The organism is Haemophilus influenzae (assembly GCF_900475755.1).
Taxonomy (GTDB): Bacteria; Pseudomonadota; Gammaproteobacteria; order Enterobacterales; family Pasteurellaceae; genus Haemophilus; species Haemophilus influenzae_D.
In genome coordinates this window covers 471728-492820 of the sequence record NZ_LS483411.1, presented here as the reverse complement: position 1 = coordinate 492820, position 21093 = coordinate 471728, and the positions used below count along the sequence as shown (strand labels likewise).

The window sequence follows — 21093 nt, the reverse complement described above, 5'->3', positions numbered from 1 at the left end:
ATGGCGAAGAATATCCAACGTACAATGCCCGTATTGCCATTACGCGATGTTGTCGTTTTTCCTTATATGGTAATGCCACTTTTTGTAGGGCGTGCAAAATCCATTAATGCCCTTGAAGAAGCAATGAATGATGATAAACAGCTTCTTTTGGTATCCCAAAGAGAAGCAGATTTAGAAGAACCGACCCCTGAAGATTTATTTGATGTGGGTACTATTGCTAACATTATTCAGTTATTAAAATTACCTGATGGCACAGTAAAAGTGCTAGTTGAAGGTCAAAATCGCGCGAAAATTAACAACCTTGAAGACGGCGAAAAATGCTTTTCTGCCCAAATTACCCCTATCGAAACCACTTATGGCGATGAAAAAGAGTTAGTAGTAGCAAAAAGTGCGGTGCTTTCTGAGTTTGAAAATTATCTTACCCTCAACAAAAAAGTGCCTGCAGATATTCTCAATGCCCTTCAACGTATTGATGATGTTGATCGCTTAGCTGACACAATGGCAGCCCATCTCCCTGTAAGCATTCGCCATAAACAAAATGCGTTAGAACTCGCTAATGTGCAAGAACGTTTAGAATATTTGCTTAGTATGATGGAATCAGAGGCTGATATTCTTCAAGTGGAGAAACGTATTCGTGGTCGTGTCAAAAAACAAATGGAGAAAAGCCAGCGAAACTATTATTTAAGCGAACAAATTAAAGCCATTCGCAAAGAAATGGATGGTGGAGAAAATGAAGATACCATTGATGAAGTTGAACAACTGCATCAAAAGGTGGAAGCGGCAGGCATGCCGGCAGAGGTACGCGACAAAGTAGAAAATGAATTACAAAAACTTAAAATGATGTCGGCGATGTCTTCTGAAGCAACCGTAATACGCAGTTATATTGAATGGATGATCCAAGTGCCTTGGCATCAACGTTCTAAAGTGAAAAAAGACATTGTTAAAGCACAGCAAGTTTTAGATACCGATCACTATGGTTTAGATCGTGTGAAAGAACGTATTCTTGAGTATTTAGCAGTACAAGCGCGTTTAAACAAAGTGAAAGGCCCGATTCTTTGTTTAGTTGGCCCTCCGGGTGTAGGTAAAACCTCTCTTGGTCAGTCCATTGCCAATGCCACTGGTCGTAAATATGTGCGGATGGCATTAGGCGGTGTTCGCGATGAAGCAGAAATCCGTGGTCACCGTAAAACCTATATTGGTGCATTACCAGGTAAATTAATTCAAAAGATGGCAAAAGTGGGGGTTAAAAATCCATTATTCTTGCTTGATGAAATCGATAAAATGGCATCCGATATGCGAGGCGATCCTGCCTCAGCATTGCTTGAAGTATTAGACCCTGAGCAAAACACCACATTTAATGATCACTATTTAGAAGTGGATTATGATCTTTCTGATGTGATGTTTGTGGCAACATCAAACTCTATGAATATTCCAGGCCCATTGTTGGATCGTATGGAAGTGATTCGTCTTTCTGGTTATACCGAAGATGAAAAACTTAATATCGCGATGCGTCATTTGTTAGCCAAACAAATTGAACGTAATGGTTTGAAGAAAGGCGAACTTACCGTCGAAGAAAGTGCAATTTTAGATATTATCCGCTATTACACACGTGAAGCGGGCGTGCGTGGGCTAGAACGTGAAATTTCAAAAATCTGCCGTAAAGCCGTGAAAAATTTATTGGTAAATCCAAAACTTAAATCTATTACGGTAAATTCAGATAATCTGCACGATTATCTTGGCGTAAAACGTTTTGAATTTGGCAAAGCTGACACACAAAACCGTATTGGCGAAGTAACTGGTTTAGCTTGGACAGAAGTGGGCGGCGATTTACTCACCATTGAAACAGCCTCCGTTGTGGGTAAAGGAAAACTTTCTTTCACTGGTTCATTAGGCGATGTGATGAAAGAATCCATTCAAGCGGCAATGACAGTTGTACGAGCTCGTGCTGAAAAATTAGGTATTAATTCTGAGTTCCATGAAAAACGCGATATTCACATTCACGTGCCAGATGGTGCAACACCAAAAGATGGCCCAAGTGCAGGTATTGCAATGTGTACTGCATTAGTTTCTTGTTTAACAGGTAATCCTGTGCGTGCTGATGTGGCAATGACGGGAGAAATCAGTTTACGCGGTAAAGTATTACCAATCGGTGGATTAAAAGAAAAACTTCTTGCAGCACATCGTGGCGGAATTAAAACCGTATTAATTCCAAAAGAGAACGTTAAGGATCTTGAAGAAATTCCAGAAAACGTGAAACAAAATCTTGCAATTCATGCGGTAGAAACCATTGATGAAGTGCTTGGTCTTGCGTTGGAAAATCCACCAGAAGGCATTGAGTTTGTTAAAGTGGAGGCTAAACCTAAAGCACCACGCCGTAAAGTGACGAGTAAATCGGAAAGAGCGGTCAATTAATTGAATGTTTTAGGGCTTGTGAAAACAAGCCCTTTTATTGACTTTAGAGATGAAAATTTCATCTTTACACAAGGTTAATTTATACTTTTCCAAATTGAAAACTTGTTAATAACACAATGCTACAACTTCCTCCACTTTCCTTGTATATACATATTCCTTGGTGCGTTCAAAAATGTCCTTATTGTGATTTTAATTCACACGCACAAAAAGGCGATATACCAGAACAAGACTATATTTATCATCTTCTGCAAGATTTGCAGGCTGATTTACAACGCTTTAAAAATTCCATTCAACAACGAAAACTCCATTCGATTTTTATTGGTGGCGGTACGCCAAGTTTATTTTCATCAGAAAGTATTACACACCTTTTAAAGGAAATAAAAAAACAGATTGATTTTGAAGATAATATTGAAATTACATTAGAAGCTAATCCTGGCACGGTAGAAGCTGAACGTTTTAAAGGTTACGTATCTGCAGGCATTACGCGAATTTCTATGGGAATACAAAGTTTTAATGATGACAAATTACGGCGTCTTGGGCGAATTCATAATGTAGCAGAGGCAAAAAGTGCGGTCAATTTAGCGAAAGTTTCTGGGCTAAAAAGTTTCAATTTAGATTTAATGCACGGCTTGCCGAACCAAACGTTGGAAGAAGCTTTAGATGATCTTCGTCAAGCGATTGAGCTATCCCCTCCCCATATTTCTTGGTATCAGCTCACTATTGAGCCAAATACGATGTTTGCTTACCGCCCACCTAAATTGCCAGATGATGATGCGCTTTGGGATATTTTTGAGCAAGGTCACCAACTTTTAACGGCGGCAGGCTACCAGCAATATGAAACCTCAGCTTACGCAAAAACAGGTTTTCAGTGTAAACATAATTTGAATTATTGGCGGTTTGGGGATTATTTAGCCATTGGCTGTGGCGCACACGGGAAATTGACGTTTCCGAATGGCGAGATTACTCGCTTTTCTAAAACCAAACACCCGAAAGGTTATTTGCGTGGCGAATATCTTTACGAAGAAAAAAACGTGCAAGAAATTGACCGCCCTTTTGAGTTTTTTATGAATCGCTTTCGTTTGTTAGAAGCGGTTCCCAAACAAGAATTTGAAGATTACACAGGCTTGTCGCAAAGTGCGGTGAAAAATCAAATTGATTTTGCCATTCAACAAAACTATATTGTGGAAAACGCTGATTCTTGGCAAATCACTGAGCACGGCAAGTTATTTCTCAATGAACTTTTGGAATTATTTTTAACGGAAGAATAGCCTAATCATGAAATAGCCTAGTTGTGAAATAACATTGCTTGAGAAAAACGCCCGCTAAAAAATTACACTTGTTTATTAGATAGGCTCGTAATAAAGTAACGCAATCGTTTACTTATTGAAATAAGGAAAAGAAATGAATCAATTAGAAATGAAAAAACTCGCCGCACAAGCCGCATTACAATATGTAAAAGCTGACACAATTGTTGGCGTGGGAAGCGGCTCCACGGTGAACTGCTTTATTGAGGCTTTGGGTACAATCAAAAATAAAATTCAAGGCGCAGTTGCGGCTTCAAAAGCATCAGAAGAATTATTACGTAAACAAGGGATCGAAGTATTTAATGCAAATGATGTCTCTAGCTTAGATATTTATGTGGATGGTGCAGATGAAATCAATCCACAAAAAATGATGATTAAAGGCGGCGGTGCGGCACTTACTCGTGAAAAAATCGTTGCGGCATTAGCGAAAAAATTTATTTGTATTGTAGATTCTAGTAAACAAGTGGATGTGTTAGGTTCGACTTTCCCATTGCCAGTTGAAGTTATTCCAATGGCTCGTTCACAAGTGGGCAGAAAATTAGCCGCACTTGGCGGTGCGCCTGAATATCGTGAAGGCGTGGTTACAGATAATGGCAATGTGATTTTAGATGTACACAACTTCAGTATTTTAAATCCAGTTGAAATGGAAAAAGAATTAAACAATGTTGCAGGTGTCGTCACTAATGGGATATTCGCATTGCGTGGCGCAGATGTTGTAATCGTCGGCACGCCTGAAGGTGCCAAAATTATTGACTAATTCATAATAAAAATCATAAGGAAGTAAATATGACAAACAAAGTTTCACTCGACAAATCAAAAATTAAATTTGTATTGTTTGAAGGTGTGCATCAAAGCGCACTTGATACGCTCCACGCGGCAGGCTATAGCAATATCGATTACTATAAAAAAGCACTGGATGGCGATGAATTAAAAGAAGCCATTAAAGATGCACACTTCATCGGCTTACGTTCTCGCACCCATTTAACCGCAGAAATGATTGAAGCCGCACCCAAATTAATCGCAGTTGGCTGTTTCTGCATTGGTACAAATCAAGTGGATTTAAATGCAGCAAAAGCACGTGGTATTCCTGTATTTAATGCGCCATTCTCAAACACTCGTTCCGTCGCAGAACTTGTATTAGGCGAGATTTTATTACTTATGCGCAATGTGCCACAGGCTAATGCCGAAGTACATCGTGGTGTTTGGAATAAATCCGCGACTGGCTCTCATGAAGTGCGGGGAAAAAAATTAGGCATTATTGGTTACGGCCACATTGGTTCACAATTAAGTATTATTGCTGAATCATTAGGCATGGATGTGTATTTCTACGATATTGAAAATAAACTTCCGCTTGGTAATGCAAAACAGGTTCGTAGTCTTGAAGAATTACTTAGTTCTTGCGATGTGATTTCACTACACGTGCCAGAACTGCCCTCCACCAAAAACTTAATGAACGCAACGCGTATCGCACAATTAAAACAAGGGGCTATTTTGATCAATGCTGCGCGTGGCACAGTAGTAGATATTGATGCTCTTGCTCAAGCCTTAAAAGACGGTAAAATTCACGGTGCGGCAATTGATGTATTCCCCGTTGAACCCGCTTCAATTAATGAAGAATTTGTCTCGCCGTTACGTGAATTTGATAATGTGATTTTAACGCCACATATCGGTGGCTCAACAGCGGAAGCACAAGAAAATATCGGTTTTGAAGTGGCAGGCAAATTTGTCAAATATTCAGACAACGGATCAACCCTTTCTTCGGTAAACTTCCCAGAAGTCTCTTTACCAGAGCACGAGGGAACAAAACGCTTATTGCATATTCACGAAAATCGCCCTGGTATATTGAACAAACTGAACCAAATTTTCGTCGAAGCCAACCTCAATATTGCCGCGCAATATTTACAAACTGACCCAAAAATTGGTTATGTTGTCGTTGATGTAGAAACGAATGATGCATCGCCATTACTGACAAAATTGAAGGAAATTGATGGCACAATTCGTGCGCGTGTACTTTACTAAATACAAAAAAAGATCAGGTTAATGCCTGATCTTTTTTGCTTTCTTATTCAGTAATCGAATAAGGTAACTGCACTCGCTCTAACAGTATTTCATTACTCGGCAATCTAAATTGTTGCTCTGAATCTATGTCATTATTCATCACAACTTGCAACCATAAAACACCGTCTAAATTGACCGCACTTGTAATCGTGCCAGTCTTACGCCAATTGGCTTCAAGCTGCATTTCGATTTCACTGCCAATTTCCACTTCCTGCTGAGTTTGCGCTTTAAAAATAAACATTGCACGTTTGTTTGCCCCACGATATTTCGCACGTGCCACGGTTTCTTGCCCAATATAACAGCCTTTGGTAAAAGAAATTGCTTGCTCAACGGCCTGTAAATTTAGTGCTTGTGGGATAAATTCATTTTGCGTTTGCGGACTTAAATTTGGCAATCCTGCTTGAATATCGGCTACTTCCCAAATTTTTTCATCGCCATTAAAATTCACGGGTAATTCAGTTTCATTTAATAAAATTGAACGCTGTCCATCAATTTCCAATGAAAAGTGCGGTGTAATTTTTCCACATTTTTCACCTATTACGCCGATGATTTGCCAATCACGTAAATCAAAACTCACTTTGGAAAATACCGCATATTTTTTCAAAGCATCCAGAGCACTTGGCAAAATATCTTTCTTAACGAGCAAAAAGAATTGTTCACTACTTACTTTAAACAAACGGTAAATTGCATTCATTTTACCTTTTGGGTCACAGTGAGCTGTAAGCGTCGTTGTGCCACTCGCTAATCGCACAACATCAGAAGTTAATTGCCCTTGCAAATATTTTTCTACATCCGCACCCTGTACTTCAATCAGTTGATATTGAGTAAGAGAAATAAATTGAGACATTCTGCTTTCCTATTCTAAATTCTGAATTTGCTCACGCATTTGTTCGATAAGCACTTTTAGCTCCACCGCAGAAGCCGTAATATCCGCATTAATGGATTTAGACGCAAGGGTATTCGATTCACGATTCAATTCTTGCATCATAAAATCTAATTTACGCCCAACTGCACCGCCTTTTTTCAAAATATTCGTAGTTTCTTTCACGTGCATTTGTAAACGATCGAGTTCTTCCGCCACATCAACACGTTGAGCGAGTAAAATCATTTCTTGTTCCACACGCTGTGGATCAAGATTAAGTTGAGCATCTTCAAAACGTTGCAATAACCGTTCACGCTGCCATTGTAAAACTGCTGGCATTTGTGACCGCACTTTATCCGCTTCCACTGCAATGGCATCTAAGCGTTGTTGAATAATATCGTTCAGTTTTTCCCCTTCACGACCACGCATTGCAATAAAATCGGTCAGTAAATCATCAAAGGTTGTCAATAAATCTTGACTAATCGCATCTAAATCTTGCTCTTGCGCTTCCACCACACCAGGATAACGCAACACATCTGTCAAATTAATTTCACCTTCTCCAGCTTGAGTTTTAATCCATTGCAAAGATTGAATGACTTGATTCGCAAGTTCTTTATTTAAATTCAATTCAGCATTTGTTTGTTTTTTTGTTTCAATACGCAAAGAACATTCAATTTTACCGCGAGTAAGACTTTGACGAAGTTTCTCACGCAAGGTGTTCTCTAATCCGCGAAATTGCTCTGGCAAACGGAAAAAGTTTTCTAAATAACGTTGATTGACGGAACGAATTTCCCATACTGCATCACCCCAATCTTTTTTCACTTCAAGGCGTGCAAAGGCGGTCATACTGTAAATCATAAGCTCTCCTATTTTGTCTTAGCTTTGTCTTAGTTGATTCGCTAAGTATTTTAACGAGATGAACACAGAAAGGGAAAAGAAAAGTGCGGTAAATAATAAAGATATTTTGTATTCTGTTGTTTACACGCTGTAAATTATACAATACAATCATCGTAAATTTTACATTACACCATAAGGAAACAAAAATGAACAAAACTGTTGGCAGCACACTTCTTGTTGCTGGTACGATGATTGGAGCAGGAATGTTGGCTATGCCACTCACTTCTGCAGGCATCGGCTTCGGCTTTACTTTAGTCTTATTGTTAGGGCTTTGGGCATTATTAACTTTTAGCGCACTTTTATTCGTTGAACTCTATCAAACTGCGGAAAGTGATGCTGGTATCGGTACACTCGCTGAACAATATTTTAGTAAAGCAGGACGCATTGTTGCTACGGCAGTGCTAATTATTTTCTTATACGCGTTAATTGCCGCTTATGTTAGTGGTGGCGGTTCACTACTAAAAGATTTATTACCAGAAAGTTTTGGCGATAAAGTCAGCATTTTATTATTCACTGTGATTTTCGGTTCATTTATCATCATCGGTACACATAGCGTAGATAAAATTAATCGCGTGTTATTTTTTGTGATGCTTGCAGTCTTTGCAATCGTGTTAATCTTAATGTTGCCAGAAATCAAATTTGATAACTTAATGGCGACACCAATTGATAACGCTTTAATTATCTCTGCAAGCCCTGTCTTCTTTACAGCATTTGGTTTCCATGGTTCCATTCCAAGTTTAAACAAATACTTAGGCGGCAATGTAAAAGCATTACGCTTCTCCATTTTGGTCGGCTCTGCCATAACACTTTGTGCTTATATTCTATGGCAACTGTCCACGCACGGCTTGCTCACACAAAATGAATTTTTACAAATCTTAAAAGAAGACGCCACCTTAAATGGCTTAGTAAAAGCAACCTTTGCCATTACTGGAAGTAATGTGATCGCAAGTGCGGTAAAATTATTTTCTACATTAGCACTTATCACTTCTTTCTTAGGCGTGGGATTAGGATTGTTAGAATGTATTGAAGATTTACTAAAACGTTCATTTAACGTTACAGCAGGCAGAATTTCACTTGGTTTGCTGACTTTTATTCCACCACTTGTTTTTGCATTATTTTACCCAGAAGGTTTTATTTTAGCACTAGGCTACGCAGGTCAAATGTTTGCCTTCTATGCCGTAGTATTGCCAGTTAGCCTTGTTTGGAAAGCTCGTCGAACTCACACCAATTTACCATACAAAGTATGGGGAGGAAATCTGACTTTAATTATCGTATTGGTATTAGGCATAACTATTACATCTATTCCATTTGCGATTCGTGCGGGTTACTTGCCATTTGTAGTAGGTTAAAAACAAACTAGAAATTTACCGCACTTTTTATCTAAAAAAGAGTAAATATTATCCTAATTAATTTAGATAAAAAGTTCAGACAAAAACTTATCGTTAATCTTATACAACAAAAAGGCTAAGTTCTAAAATTATAGAACTTAGCCCTTAAACTAAATGAAGTTCACTTCATCTATATTATACTTTCAATTATCGTCTTGTTTTCAATAGTTTTTCAGTGAGTTCATAAGCTCGAAGTTTTGCTAACTCTTTAGCAAGTTTTGCAACAAGTAAGTCGTGATCTGCATCAGATCCGTGAGATACTATATTTTCTTCTGCTTTACGTTTTGCTTCGTGAATACGATCTGCATCTAATTCACTACCACGGATAGCAACATCTGCTAACACTGTCACAATATTTGGTTGAACCTCTAAAAAACCACCGGAAACATAGATAACTTCTTCATTTCCATCTTGAAGGGTAAATTTAACAATCCCAGGCTTAATTGCTGTTAGCAATGGCGTATGTCCGGGCAAAATACCAAGCTCCCCTTCCACACCAGTTGCCTGAATTTGTTTTACTTCACCTTCAAAGATTTTCTGCTCTGCGCTTACTATTGTTAAATTAAATGTCGCCATTTTGTTCTCCTTCAAATGACTTGAAGTGATTACATATTTTTGGCTTTTTCTAACACTTCATCGATTGAACCAACCATATAGAACGCTTGTTCAGGAATATGGTCATATTCGCCCTCTAAGATACCTTTGAAGCCACGAATGGTGTCTTTTAATGTCACGTATTTACCTGGTGAACCTGTAAAGACTTCTGCAACGAAGAATGGTTGTGATAAGAAACGTTCAATTTTACGTGCACGTGCTACCACTAGTTTATCTTCTTCAGATAATTCATCCATACCAAGAATTGCAATAATATCTTTCAATTCTTTATAACGTTGTAAAATACCTTGTACACCACGAGCAACATCATAATGTTCTTGACCAACTACAAGTGGATCCAACTGACGTGAAGTTGAATCTAATGGATCAACCGCAGGGTAAATACCTAAAGATGCGATATTACGACTTAATACAACTGTTGAGTCTAAGTGTGCGAAAGTTGTTGCCGGAGATGGGTCAGTTAAGTCATCCGCTGGTACGTACACCGCTTGCACAGAAGTGATAGAACCTGTTTTGGTTGAAGTGATACGTTCTTGTAACACACCCATTTCTTCTGCCAATGTCGGTTGATAACCTACCGCTGATGGCATACGACCTAATAATGCAGAAACTTCCGTACCCGCAAGGGTATAACGATAGATATTATCCACAAAGAATAATACATCTCGACCTTCATCACGGAATTTTTCAGCCATAGTCAAACCAGTCAATGCAACACGTAAACGGTTACCCGGTGGCTCGTTCATTTGACCATAAACCAAAGATACTTTATCTAATACGTTAGAATCTTTCATTTCATGATAGAAGTCATTACCTTCACGAGTACGTTCGCCCACACCCGCAAATACAGAGTAACCTGAATGCTCAATCGCAATATTACGAATCAACTCCATCATATTTACGGTTTTACCTACACCCGCACCACCGAATAGACCAACTTTACCACCTTTAGCAAATGGACAAATTAAGTCGATTACTTTAATACCAGTTTCTAATAATTCCGTACTGTTTGATTGTTCTTCATAGCTTGGTGCCGAACGGTGGATAGCCCAACGTTCTTCTTCACCAATTGCTCCTTGTTCGTCAATTGGTTCGCCCAATACATTCATAATACGACCAAGAGTTTTTGTGCCTACTGGTACTTGAATTGGGTTATTTGTGTTTTCTACTTTTAAGCCTCGTTTTAAACCATCGGATGTACCCAATGCAATACAACGAACTACTCCACCACCTAATTGTTGTTGCACCTCAAGTGTTAAACCTGATTCAACTTTTAATGCATCGTAAACTTTTGGCACCGCATCTTGTGGAAATTCAACATCAATCACCGCCCCGATGATTTGTACAATTTTTCCTGCTGACATTACCGTTCCTCTTTTCTTAAATCGCCGCCGCACCGGCTACGATTTCATTCAATTCATTTGTGATACTTGCTTGACGAGCTTTGTTGTACACCAACCGCAGATCATTAATTAAATTACCTGCATTATCCGTTGCTGCTTTCATTGCTACCATTCGAGCCGCTTGTTCTGAAGCTACATTATCTACAACCGCTTGATAAATTTGGGATTCTAAATAACGAACTAAAAGGCTATCTAAAAGTGCCTTTGGTTCTGGTTCATAAAGATAATCCCAAGTCTGTTGTCTTTCATTTAAATGATCGTCTTTAGATTCTGGTAAAGGAACTAACTGTTGTACAACAGGTTTTTGCGACATCGTATTAACAAATTTATTGTATGCAATATAAATTGCATCAATTTCACCATTACGATAAGCATCAAACATTGTATTTGCCACACCAATTAACTCTTCTAGCGCAGGCGTATCGCCTAAACCAGAAAGCTGACCTTTGATATTAAATCCAAAGGAACGGAAAAAACTAATCCCCTTTGAACCTATTAAGCCCAAATCTGTAGAAATATTTTGTTCTTTCCAATTTTTGATTTGGTTAAGCGTGGTTTTGAATAAATTAACATTTAATCCACCACACATACCACGATCTGTTGAAATAACCAAGATACCGATTTTCTTTACTTCACGCTCAACTAAGAACGGATGTTTATAACCGGTACTTGCTTTAGACACATGACTAATAACGTTACGGATAGTTTCAGAATACGGACGAGATGCAGCCATACGATCCTGCGTTTTACGCATTTTCGAGGTCGCCACCATTTCCATTGCCTTAGTGATTTTTTGTGTACTTTGTACACTGGCAATTTTGGTTTTTATCTCTTTTGCACCTGCCATCTTATCTCTCCGTTACTACCAAGCACTATTCGCTTTAAAACTATCCAAAATACCTTTTAATGTATCTTTGATTTCGTCATTATAGTTACCGGTTTTATTAAGTTCTTGCATAAACTCAGCGTGATTACGGTTAGAATAATCTAAAAGTGCGGTCTCAAAACTTGCAATTTTTGATAATTCCACGTCATCCAAATAACCAAATTCAACAGCAAACAATACAACCGCTTGTTCTGCAACAGATAATGGCGCGAATTGTTTTTGTTTTAATAATTCAGTTACTTTTTCACCGTGAGAAAGTTGCTTACGAGTCGCATCATCAAGATCTGATGCAAACTGTGCAAACGCTGCTAATTCACGATATTGAGCTAGCGCGGTACGAATACCACCCGCTAATTTCTTAATAACTTTAGTTTGCGCTGAACCACCAACACGAGATACCGAAATACCTGGGTTTACCGCAGGACGAATACCTGAGTTAAACAAGTTAGATTCTAAGAAGATCTGACCATCGGTAATAGAGATTACGTTGGTTGGAACGAATGCAGATACGTCACCAGCTTGGGTTTCAATAATAGGAAGTGCGGTTAAAGAACCTGTTTTTCCTTTCACTTCGCCTTTAGTGAATTTTTCTACGTAATCTTCATTTACACGAGAAGCACGTTCTAGTAAACGAGAATGTAAATAGAATACATCACCTGGATAGGCTTCACGACCTGGTGGACGACGTAATAATAATGAAATTTGACGATAAGCTACAGCTTGTTTTGATAAATCATCATAAACAATTAACGCATCTTCACCGCGATCACGGAAATATTCCCCCATCGCACAACCAGCATAAGGTGCTAAATATTGTAACGCTGCTGATTCAGATGCAGATGCAGCTACCACGATAGTATTTGCAAGCGCACCATGTTCTTCTAATTTACGCACAACATTTGCGATAGTAGAGGCTTTTTGACCAATCGCAACATAGATACATTTAATACCAGAATTACGTTGGTTAATAATTGCGTCAATTGCTAACGCAGTTTTACCAGTTTGGCGGTCACCAATGATTAACTCACGCTGACCACGACCAATCGGCACCATAGAATCGACAGCTTTATAACCAGTTTGAACAGGTTGATCAACAGAACGACGATCGATAACACCTGGCGCAATCACTTCTACTGGTGAGAAACCATCGTTTTCAATTTCGCCTTTACCATCGATTGGCTGACCAAGCGTATTAACTACACGACCTAATAAACCACGACCAACTGGTACTTCAAGAATACGACCTGTACATTGAACTTCCATACCTTCCGCTAAATCTGCGTAAGGTCCCATAACTACAGCACCAACAGAATCACGTTCAAGGTTAAGTGCCATCGCATAACGATTACCTGGTAAGGCGATCATTTCACCTTGCATCACATCGCTTAAACCGTGGATGCGAATAATACCATCGCTTACAGAAACAATTGTCCCTGTATTACGCGCTTCACTGACCACGTCGAATTGAGCGATGCGTTTTTTAATCAATTCACTAATTTCAGTTGAATTTAGTTGCATCTTGTATTCCTCTTATAATTGCAACTCATTTGCGAGACGAGTAAGTTGCCCACGGCTACTTCCATCAATCACAAAGTCTTCAGTACGAATAATCACACCAGCAATCAGTGCATTATCCACGTTGCAATTTAATTTCACTTTGCGAGCTAATCTTTTTTCCATTGCAGCTGCAATTTTTTCGATTTGTGTTGCATTCAATGGTTGCGCAGAGGTTACTTCAACTTCTGCAATAGCTTGGTGCTCCTCTACATGATGTTTAAATTCTTCAAACACCGCAGGAATAGCACTCAAACGCTTATTTTCAGCCATTAACCGAATAAGATTTTGCCCATATTGATCCAATTGTTCGCCACAAATAGAAATTACTGTATCAGCTAATTTCTGTGCAGAAAGAGAACTACTTAAGTAAGCTTTTACCGTTTCATCTTCAGCTACGGCTGCAGCAAAACCTAACATTTCAGTCCATTTTTCCACCGCACTTTGTTCAATGGCAAAGTCGAATGCAGCTTTTGCATAAGGGCGAGCTATTGTAGTTAATTCTGACATAAGCTAAGCCTCTTATAACTCTGCAACTAATTTATCAATAATGTCATTGTTTGCCGCTTCATCAATAGAACGACCCACAATTTTCTCAGCACCAGCCACTGCCAATGAAGCCACTTTAAGACGCAATTCTTCTTGAACACGTTTACGTTCTGCTTCTACTTCTGCATAACCTTGAGCAATAATTTTTGCTTTTAGTTCTTCGGCTTCTGCCTTCACTTCGTCTAATACTTCATTGCGACGTTTATTCGCAGCATCTAAAATGTCTTGAGCTTGTACTTTTGCAGCTGAAAGTTCTTGTTCAACAAGATTTTTCGTATCTGCTTGCTCTTTTTTAGCTGCTTCAGCTGACGCTAAAGCGTTCGCAATTTGGCTTTGACGTGTTTCAATCGCATTAATAATTGGTGGCCAAACAAACTTCATGCAAAACCACACGAAAAGTGCGAATGCGATAAGTTGACCAATCAATGTTGCATTTAAATTCACAACGTCCTCCTTACTATGCTTGTTTTACGTTGATAAGCAAATAAGGTGATTAGTGTAATAAACCGATGAATGGGTTTGCGAAAATGAAAAGTAATGAAATACCAACAGCAATCATTGCAATCGCATCTAAAAGACCAGCCACGATAAACATTTTAGTTTGTAAGCTAGATGCTAATTCTGGTTGGCGAGCTGATGATTCTAAGAATTTACCACCTAGAATAGCAAAGCCAATTGCAGTACCTAATGCAGCAAATGCAAGAAGAATTGATGCACCGATGATTGTAGCTGTAATTACAGTTTCCATAATTTTCTCCAATAGAAGTTAAGTTTTAGCCCTAGAGCCAGTTAATAAAAAATGATTAATGATCTGCTTTATTATAAGCAATACTTAAATAAACAACCGTCAACATCATAAAGATGAAAGCCTGCAAGGTAATAACCAAAATATGGAAAATAGCCCAAGCAAGATGTAACGGAATCCCTAATGCTGCAATGGCCATATTAGCGGAATACATCACAGCGATAAGAATAAAGATCAATTCCCCTGCATACATGTTACCAAACAAACGGAATGCGAGTGAAATTGGTTTAGCCAATAAAGTCACCGTTTCAAGAATAAAGTTAACAGGAATAAACGCCCAATGGTTGAATGGATGAAGCGTATATTCTTTAACTAAACCTTTGAATCCTTTAGATTTTATTGTGTAGAAAAGAATTAAAAAGAAAACACAAATGGACATACCCAAAGTTGCGCTAATATCTGCTGTCGGCACTGCACGAAGATAATGAATACCGAACAAACCTGCAAATTGAGGTAAGAAATCAACAGGAATTAAGTCGATAGCATTCATGATGAATACCCAACAGAAAATGGTTAATGCAAGTGGCGCAACTACGTTACGTGGACCATGAAAATTTTCTTTCACGATTCCATTAACCCATTCCACTACAATTTCAACTAAGCATTGCATTTTTCCTGGAACGCCAGTTGTTGCTTTTTTCCCTACTCGAGAAAAAACAAATAGGAAAATAACCGCAGCAAGAATAGAAAAGAACAACGTATCTATATGAACATTCCAAAACCCATCCCCTGTTTTGAGAAAGGATAAATGGTGGCTAATGTATTCCGATGTTGTTTGTCCAGACATAATAAACCCTTAGTACAAGTATAAAAATCAAATTCGGCGAAGCAAAAATGGAACTAAATTATTCAACATTAATGCAATAAAAAAACCACTAAAAAAAATAATAAAATTTGTAACCGAAAAGTATTTAAATGAAATACTAATAAAAACAACGGTTAAAACAAATTTTATTGCTTCTCCTTTATAAAGTGCGGTCAATTTTGTGGCTAAATGTTGTTTTCTATAAAAAACCACATACACAAAAACACCGAAAGGAATTAATGCCGAAAGAAATCCGAATAAAAAATCAAACGCACTTTTCATTTGCCATAAAGCAAAAAAACAAGCCAATAGCAGCATAATGACTATTTCAATAAAAATAGCTTTTTGATACTGAACTTTCGCTTGTTGTACAATTCTCGACATTTTTAAAACCTTAAAACGCTCTAATTATACATTTGATCAAATTAGATTCAACTTAAAAAGCACTGAAAAACGTTAACTAAATCACACTTTTAGAAATTTTTTACTAAATTGTAACTATTTAACGTAAAACGATTAAATGTCGTTCGCCTATAAGCTCTGGAACAGATAATTCAATCACTTTTTGAATAGTATATTTTTTATTCAATTCATTAATTTCATCTTCCTGATAAATCCCTTTTAATGCATAAAAATATCCATTTTCTTTTGGTAAATGATGACACCAATCTGTCATATCTTTTAGTGAAGCAAAAGCACGACTGAGTACACCATCAAATTTATCTTCAGGTTGATATTCTTCTACTCTACTTAAAACAGGGGTTGCATTAGTAAGTCTAAGCTCACGTATAGCATTTCTAATAAAGCTGATACGCTTACCTAAACTATCAAGAAGAACAAATTGTTTGGAAGGATTAATAATAGCTAAAGGCAGGCCTGGCAAACCTGGGCCAGTTCCCACATCAATAAAACGATCACCTTGTAAATAAGGACTTACTACAAGACTATCTAAAATATGTTTGACTAACATTTCTTGTGGATCACGAACCGACGTCAAATTATAAGCTTTATTCCATTTATTGAGTAAATTGACCAGATCAATCAACTGCTGAATTTGTTGATCGCTTATTTTTATATTTGCTTGCACAAGTAAACTGACTAATTTGGCTTTCATATTTATTATCTCTTTGGAAAATTGCGCTATTTTACTTAAAAGTGCGGTAGATTTCCTTAATGTTTTTAGTAACTTGATGGATTATTTACTAAATCAATCTCCATTTTTATACCATAAATTGAATAAGCATCCGCATAATTCATTTCAAAGACTTCAATTGCTTCTGTTCAAGAACCAAAGAATGAATGTTCACTAAAAAATAAGTTTGTTCTGCTTCAGGAATGGAAAATGGCATTAATTTGAGTAAATCTTGATGAATAGCTAAAACTTGTGGAAAAATGACCGCACTTTGAATTTCTTCTAGCATTTCTGAATAAAGCGGAGAAACGCAACCTCCCCGTTCTATCCGACCTAAACTGCAAGCAATATGCAGCAGCATAAAATCCACTTGAGGCGTATTCACATCCGCTTGCCAGTAATTGGCTAAACGAGCTCGTAAACGAAATATCACATCAATAATAGATTGATTTATTTGCTTGCGAATTTTCCAACGTTCTAATTGCTTAAATAACCGCATTTGTTTTTGTTAGTTCAAAATTTGTTCATTAATTTACCGCACTTTACTAAAATAAAACAGTGCATAGATCACAGTTTTGTAGCAAAATGGTAAAAAACTTGTAAGGATGTAAAAATGTTAGATTACAAAATGTTCAATCCATATGAAGGATTGATTTTTGATATGGATGGAACTTTAATTGATACAATGCCCGTGCATGCACAGGCTTGGACGATGGTGGGAGAGCGATTTGGCTATGAATTTGATTGCCAAATTATGTATAACTTCGGTGGGGCGACGGTTAAAACTATTGCAGGGGAAATGATGAAAGCGGCGAATATGCCATTAGATAGAATTGAGGATGTACTTGCTGCAAAACGTGAGTTGTCTTATCAACTTATACCAACTCAATCAAAGTTATTACCAACCTTTGAAATTGTTAAATATTTTCATCAGAAAAAGCCAATGGCTCTAGGTTCTGGCTCACACCGTAAAATTATTGATATGTTGATGGATAAACTGGCTATTGCACCTTACTTTAATGCCATTGTCAGTGCAAACGATGTAAAAGAGCATAAACCGCACCCAGAAACCTTTTTACGCTGTGCTGAATTAATTCAAGCAAATCCAAGTCGTTGTATCGTATTTGAAGATGCGGATTTAGGCGTGCAAGCGGGGTTAAATGCGGGGATGGATGTGTTTGATGTTCGCACGCGAGAAATTATTTCGCCAAGATAATGGATATTTTTTCATTTTTTAGTACTGATTTTTGGCAGGCTAATAGCTTATGCCTTATGTTTATCAGCGCGTTTTTGAGTGCAACAGTATTACCAGGTAATTCAGAAGTTATATTTGTTGCGCTTGCTGTACCTAAATTAGTGTTGGGATCTTTATTTAGTACAGATATATTGGCACTCGTTTTTTTCGCCACGCTTGGCAATGGATTGGGGAGTTTAACTACTTACGGGATTGGGCGATGGATACCAAAATTCGATCCCAAAAATTACCGCACTTTATGGGCAATAAATCAGCTACGGCGTTATGGGGCGATTGCTTTACTTTTGAGCTGGCTACCTGTCATTGGCGATTTATTTTGTGCCATAGCTGGTTGGTTAAGATTAAATTTTGTAGCGAGTAGCCTCTTTATCTTTTTGGGAAAAATGGTTCGTTATGTTGCGTTATTATTTTTTAGTACGCCATTCTTATTATAAAATGCGCAAGAAAAAACCCCACAATAAATGTGGGGAAAATAACCTAAGGAACCAATTTTATTAAAACAACTGCAAGTTGCTTGCACTATAAGACTAAGCCTTTATAAGAAAGTTCAAAGTTTTTTAAAAATGTTCAAAATAAAAATTTTTGTATAAAAGAAACCCCACAATAAATGTGGGGCAATAACCTAAGGAACCAATTTTATTAAAACAACTGCAAGTTGCTTGTTCTATAAGACAATGAACCTTACTATAAAGTTCATTAAAATTTGTAAAAAAGAAATATTTATTCAAATTATTTCTTAACCAACTGATTTACAAGGAAAATTTATGCCATTACTTGATAGTTTTAAAGTGGATCACACAAAAATGAACGCGCCTGCAGTACGCATTGCAAAAACGATGCGCACGCCAAAAGGCGATAATATTACTGTTTTTGATTTACGTTTTTGTATTCCAAAAAAAGAAATTCTTTCCCCAAGAGGTATTCATACACTTGAACATTTGTTTGCTGGATTTATGCGTGATCACTTAAATGGCGATAGCATAGAAATTATTGATATTTCTCCGATGGGATGTCGTACTGGATTTTATATGTCTTTGATTGGCACACCAAATGAACAGCAAGTGTCTGAGGCTTGGTTAGCTTCAATGCAAGATGTTTTAGGTGTACAAGATCAAACCGCTATTCCCGAATTAAATATCTATCAATGCGGAAGCTATACGGAACATTCCTTAGAAGATGCACACGAAATTGCCAAAAATGTTATCGCACGTGGTATAGGGGTAAATAAAAATGAAGATTTGGCACTCGATAATTCCTTATTAAAATAGAAAGACGCTTGATTAACCTAAAAAAGTTAGTAATAAAAACGCACTTTCTACAAAGTGCGTTTTATTTTTAGAAGCGATTAATTAGCAAGCTTGTTTGCCATAAGCATCTTGGCGAAGAATGTGACGAACACCTTCATCAAATTCTGCTAATACGCGATCTGCATCTTTTGGATCTTTACCGCGTGCATCCAAGTAGAATTTAATTTTTGGCTCAGTACCTGAAGGACGAGCAATTAAGCGTCCGCCATTTTCCAAGTTGAATACAAGGATATCGCTTTGACGATCTGTTTTAGTATGGTCGATAAATTGTGCCACTTTTACGCCAGCGATTTCTGCTGGTGGATTGTTACGAAGTGCGGTCATTAATTTTCCGATTTCTGAAAGATCACTTACTCGAATAGAGATTTGTCCACTCACATAAGCACCAAATTCTTTGGTAAATTCATCAGCATAATCTGCTAAAGTTTTGCCTTGTTTTTTCAAGTGACGCACAAGATCTAAGAACACGATTGCCGCAGAAATACCGTCTTTATCACGTACTTTGTCTGGATCAACTAAATAGCCTAATGCTTCTTCAAAACCAAACAATAAGCCAGATACTTTACCGATATATTTGAAACCAGTTAAGGTTTCTTCTGATTGGAAACCATATTTTTTCGCAATTTCAGCAAGTGCTGGAGAAGAAACAAGCGAGCAAGCCAATGTGCCTTGTTTACCTTGATATTGTTTTGCTAAGTACCAACCTAAGAAACAGCCTACTACGTTGCCGTGTAGTGATTTCCAGTTGCCTTGCGTATCAGGCACCGCAACGGCTAAACGGTCTGCATCTGGGTCATTAGCAATGATAAATTCAGCATTCTTTTCTTTTGCCACTTTAATTGCTAAATCTAACGCACCTTTTTCTTCTGGATTTGGGAAATTCACGGTTGGGAATGTGCCATCTGGCCAAACTTGATCTGCTACTACGTGAGGTTGTGGTAAGCCTGCTTTTGCTAGTGTTTTACTTAAAACTTCATAGCCAACACCGTGCATAGCGGTATAAACATAGTTAATGTCGCAAGCTGGCTCTTTAGCTAATGATGCAGTTTTTGCAATGTACGCATCTACCACTTCATCATTTAACACCACATAATTATCGCTACGTGGTAAATCTTGGATATTGCCAGCCGCAACTTTATCAATTAATGCAGCAATTTCTTTATCCGCAGGCGAAACAATTTGACCACCGCCATTTGCTTTACCTAAATACACTTTATAGCCGTTATCTTCTGGTGGGTTATGGCTTGCTGTTACCATTACACCAGCAGTGGTATCAAAATATTGGATCGCATAAGCTAAAACTGGAGTCGGTAATTTGCGAGGTAATAAATAAGCTTTTACGCCTGCACCCGCCATAATTTCAGCCGTGTCACGAGCAAATACATCAGAGTTTTTACGACCATCATAACCAATTACGATAGATGGTTCTTTATCGTAACCTTTTAAATATTCCGCTAAACCACCAGCAGCTTGAGAAACTAAAACTCGGTTCATCCCCATTGAGCCAGCTTGCAAACGGCCACGTAAACCTGCCGTACCAAATTGTAAACGACCATCAAAACGCGCATGTAATTCTGCTTCTGCCGCTTTATCTCCGCCTTTTGCTGCATCTAAAAGTGCGATTAATTCTGCACGAGTTTCTGCGTCAGGATCTTGGTTTAACCAATGTTGTGCAACCTCAAAAAGTGTTGTCATAGCGTTACCCTTATTCGTTGAAATAAATAAAAAAATCGCCCTTAGACTAGCGGAAATCTAACAAAATGAAAACGGCTAATTATCAATTTTTTGATCTACTTAACATTTTTTATTCACGCAATCGGTTATCCGAGCTAATTTGGAAACGCTATTTGTATCGTAGGAA

22 protein-coding genes are annotated in these 21093 nt (G+C 37.8%); 8 read left to right on the top strand and 14 right to left on the bottom strand.

Annotated elements, in window-relative coordinates; translation table 11 throughout:
• The 4 genes from lon (at position 1) to serA (ending at position 5735) form a co-directional block, all read left to right on the top strand.
• On the top strand, positions 1-2412 hold the full coding sequence (gene lon / locus DQN24_RS02475; RefSeq protein WP_050848066.1) for an endopeptidase La: 2412 nt from the start codon (positions 1-3) through the stop codon (positions 2410-2412).
• A gap of 116 nt (positions 2413-2528) precedes the next feature.
• Complete coding sequence (hemW, locus tag DQN24_RS02470; protein ID WP_050948810.1) at positions 2529-3680, top strand: radical SAM family heme chaperone HemW; 1152 nt, start codon at positions 2529-2531, stop codon at positions 3678-3680.
• 133 nt (positions 3681-3813) lie between these two features.
• Positions 3814-4473 carry a ribose-5-phosphate isomerase RpiA gene (rpiA, locus tag DQN24_RS02465; RefSeq protein WP_050848068.1) on the top strand — a complete coding sequence of 220 codons (660 nt, stop codon included), beginning with the start codon at positions 3814-3816 and terminating at the stop codon, positions 4471-4473.
• A gap of 29 nt (positions 4474-4502) precedes the next feature.
• Positions 4503-5735, top strand: coding sequence for a phosphoglycerate dehydrogenase (serA, locus tag DQN24_RS02460; RefSeq protein WP_050847421.1), 1233 nt, complete (start codon positions 4503-4505; stop codon positions 5733-5735).
• Positions 5736-5778: 43 nt separating this feature from the next.
• Here serA and DQN24_RS02455 read toward each other — a convergent pair whose 3' ends face one another.
• Together DQN24_RS02455 and DQN24_RS02450 are read right to left on the bottom strand one after the other, a co-directional pair.
• Positions 5779-6621 (bottom strand): YgfZ/GcvT domain-containing protein, encoded by an 843-nt coding sequence (locus DQN24_RS02455; RefSeq protein ID WP_111695338.1) that lies wholly within the window; start codon positions 6619-6621, stop codon positions 5779-5781.
• 9 nt (positions 6622-6630) lie between these two features.
• A complete protein-coding gene (locus DQN24_RS02450) occupies positions 6631-7494 on the bottom strand; it encodes a YicC/YloC family endoribonuclease (RefSeq protein WP_050948808.1) in 864 nt (287 codons plus the stop codon).
• Between the two features lie 185 nt (positions 7495-7679).
• On the opposite strand from DQN24_RS02450, the gene DQN24_RS02445 reads away from it, so the two are divergent.
• Complete coding sequence (locus DQN24_RS02445; RefSeq protein WP_050848072.1) at positions 7680-8882, top strand: aromatic amino acid transporter; 1203 nt, start codon at positions 7680-7682, stop codon at positions 8880-8882.
• Positions 8883-9068: 186 nt separating this feature from the next.
• Here the strand turns inward: DQN24_RS02445 and DQN24_RS02440 are convergent, their stop codons facing one another.
• From DQN24_RS02440 to DQN24_RS02390, 11 genes are all read right to left on the bottom strand, one after another.
• Positions 9069-9497, bottom strand: coding sequence for a F0F1 ATP synthase subunit epsilon (locus DQN24_RS02440; RefSeq protein WP_050847423.1), 429 nt, complete (start codon positions 9495-9497; stop codon positions 9069-9071).
• A gap of 29 nt (positions 9498-9526) precedes the next feature.
• The gene (gene atpD / locus DQN24_RS02435) at positions 9527-10900 is read right to left on the bottom strand and encodes a F0F1 ATP synthase subunit beta (RefSeq protein WP_021034460.1); all 1374 of its coding nucleotides are present in this window, start codon (positions 10898-10900) and stop codon (positions 9527-9529) included.
• A 16-nt stretch (positions 10901-10916) separates the two neighbouring features.
• On the bottom strand, positions 10917-11786 hold the full coding sequence (atpG, locus tag DQN24_RS02430; protein ID WP_050848073.1) for a F0F1 ATP synthase subunit gamma: 870 nt from the start codon (positions 11784-11786) through the stop codon (positions 10917-10919).
• 15 nt (positions 11787-11801) lie between these two features.
• Positions 11802-13343 (bottom strand): F0F1 ATP synthase subunit alpha, encoded by a 1542-nt coding sequence (gene atpA / locus DQN24_RS02425; RefSeq protein WP_005686966.1) that lies wholly within the window; start codon positions 13341-13343, stop codon positions 11802-11804.
• Positions 13344-13355: 12 nt separating this feature from the next.
• Positions 13356-13889: a F0F1 ATP synthase subunit delta gene (atpH, locus tag DQN24_RS02420; protein ID WP_005649413.1), complete on the bottom strand. Its 534-nt coding sequence runs from the start codon at positions 13887-13889 to the stop codon at positions 13356-13358.
• A gap of 12 nt (positions 13890-13901) precedes the next feature.
• Complete coding sequence (atpF, locus tag DQN24_RS02415; RefSeq protein WP_005649414.1) at positions 13902-14372, bottom strand: F0F1 ATP synthase subunit B; 471 nt, start codon at positions 14370-14372, stop codon at positions 13902-13904.
• Positions 14373-14421: 49 nt separating this feature from the next.
• Positions 14422-14676 carry a F0F1 ATP synthase subunit C gene (atpE, locus tag DQN24_RS02410; RefSeq protein ID WP_005629249.1) on the bottom strand — a complete coding sequence of 85 codons (255 nt, stop codon included), beginning with the start codon at positions 14674-14676 and terminating at the stop codon, positions 14422-14424.
• Between the two features lie 55 nt (positions 14677-14731).
• Entirely contained in the window at positions 14732-15520 is a 789-nt protein-coding gene (gene atpB / locus DQN24_RS02405) for a F0F1 ATP synthase subunit A (protein WP_005629251.1), read from the bottom strand.
• Between the two features lie 27 nt (positions 15521-15547).
• Positions 15548-15922: an ATP synthase subunit I gene (locus tag DQN24_RS02400; RefSeq protein ID WP_050848074.1), complete on the bottom strand. Its 375-nt coding sequence runs from the start codon at positions 15920-15922 to the stop codon at positions 15548-15550.
• 118 nt (positions 15923-16040) lie between these two features.
• The gene (gene rsmG / locus DQN24_RS02395; protein WP_021034464.1) at positions 16041-16652 is read right to left on the bottom strand and encodes a 16S rRNA (guanine(527)-N(7))-methyltransferase RsmG; all 612 of its coding nucleotides are present in this window, start codon (positions 16650-16652) and stop codon (positions 16041-16043) included.
• 139 nt (positions 16653-16791) lie between these two features.
• Entirely contained in the window at positions 16792-17169 is a 378-nt protein-coding gene (locus tag DQN24_RS02390) for a PRD domain-containing protein (RefSeq protein ID WP_048946801.1), read from the bottom strand.
• 114 nt (positions 17170-17283) lie between these two features.
• Here DQN24_RS02390 and DQN24_RS02385 point away from each other — a divergent pair, with 114 nt between their 5' ends.
• The 3 genes from DQN24_RS02385 to luxS all read left to right on the top strand — a co-directional run bounded on the left by DQN24_RS02385 (position 17284) and on the right by luxS (position 19193).
• Positions 17284-17886: a beta-phosphoglucomutase family hydrolase gene (locus tag DQN24_RS02385; protein ID WP_005666454.1), complete on the top strand. Its 603-nt coding sequence runs from the start codon at positions 17284-17286 to the stop codon at positions 17884-17886.
• Positions 17886-18359 (top strand): YqaA family protein, encoded by a 474-nt coding sequence (locus tag DQN24_RS02380; protein WP_050848076.1) that lies wholly within the window; start codon positions 17886-17888, stop codon positions 18357-18359. Before DQN24_RS02385 ends, DQN24_RS02380 begins: the two co-directional genes overlap by 1 nt.
• Before the next feature lie 330 nt (positions 18360-18689).
• Positions 18690-19193 (top strand): S-ribosylhomocysteine lyase, encoded by a 504-nt coding sequence (gene luxS / locus DQN24_RS02375; protein WP_111695337.1) that lies wholly within the window; start codon positions 18690-18692, stop codon positions 19191-19193.
• 81 nt (positions 19194-19274) lie between these two features.
• Here the strand turns inward: luxS and DQN24_RS02370 are convergent, their stop codons facing one another.
• The gene (locus tag DQN24_RS02370; RefSeq protein ID WP_050948805.1) at positions 19275-20927 is read right to left on the bottom strand and encodes a phospho-sugar mutase; all 1653 of its coding nucleotides are present in this window, start codon (positions 20925-20927) and stop codon (positions 19275-19277) included.
• Positions 20928-21093: the final 166 nt, after the last annotated feature.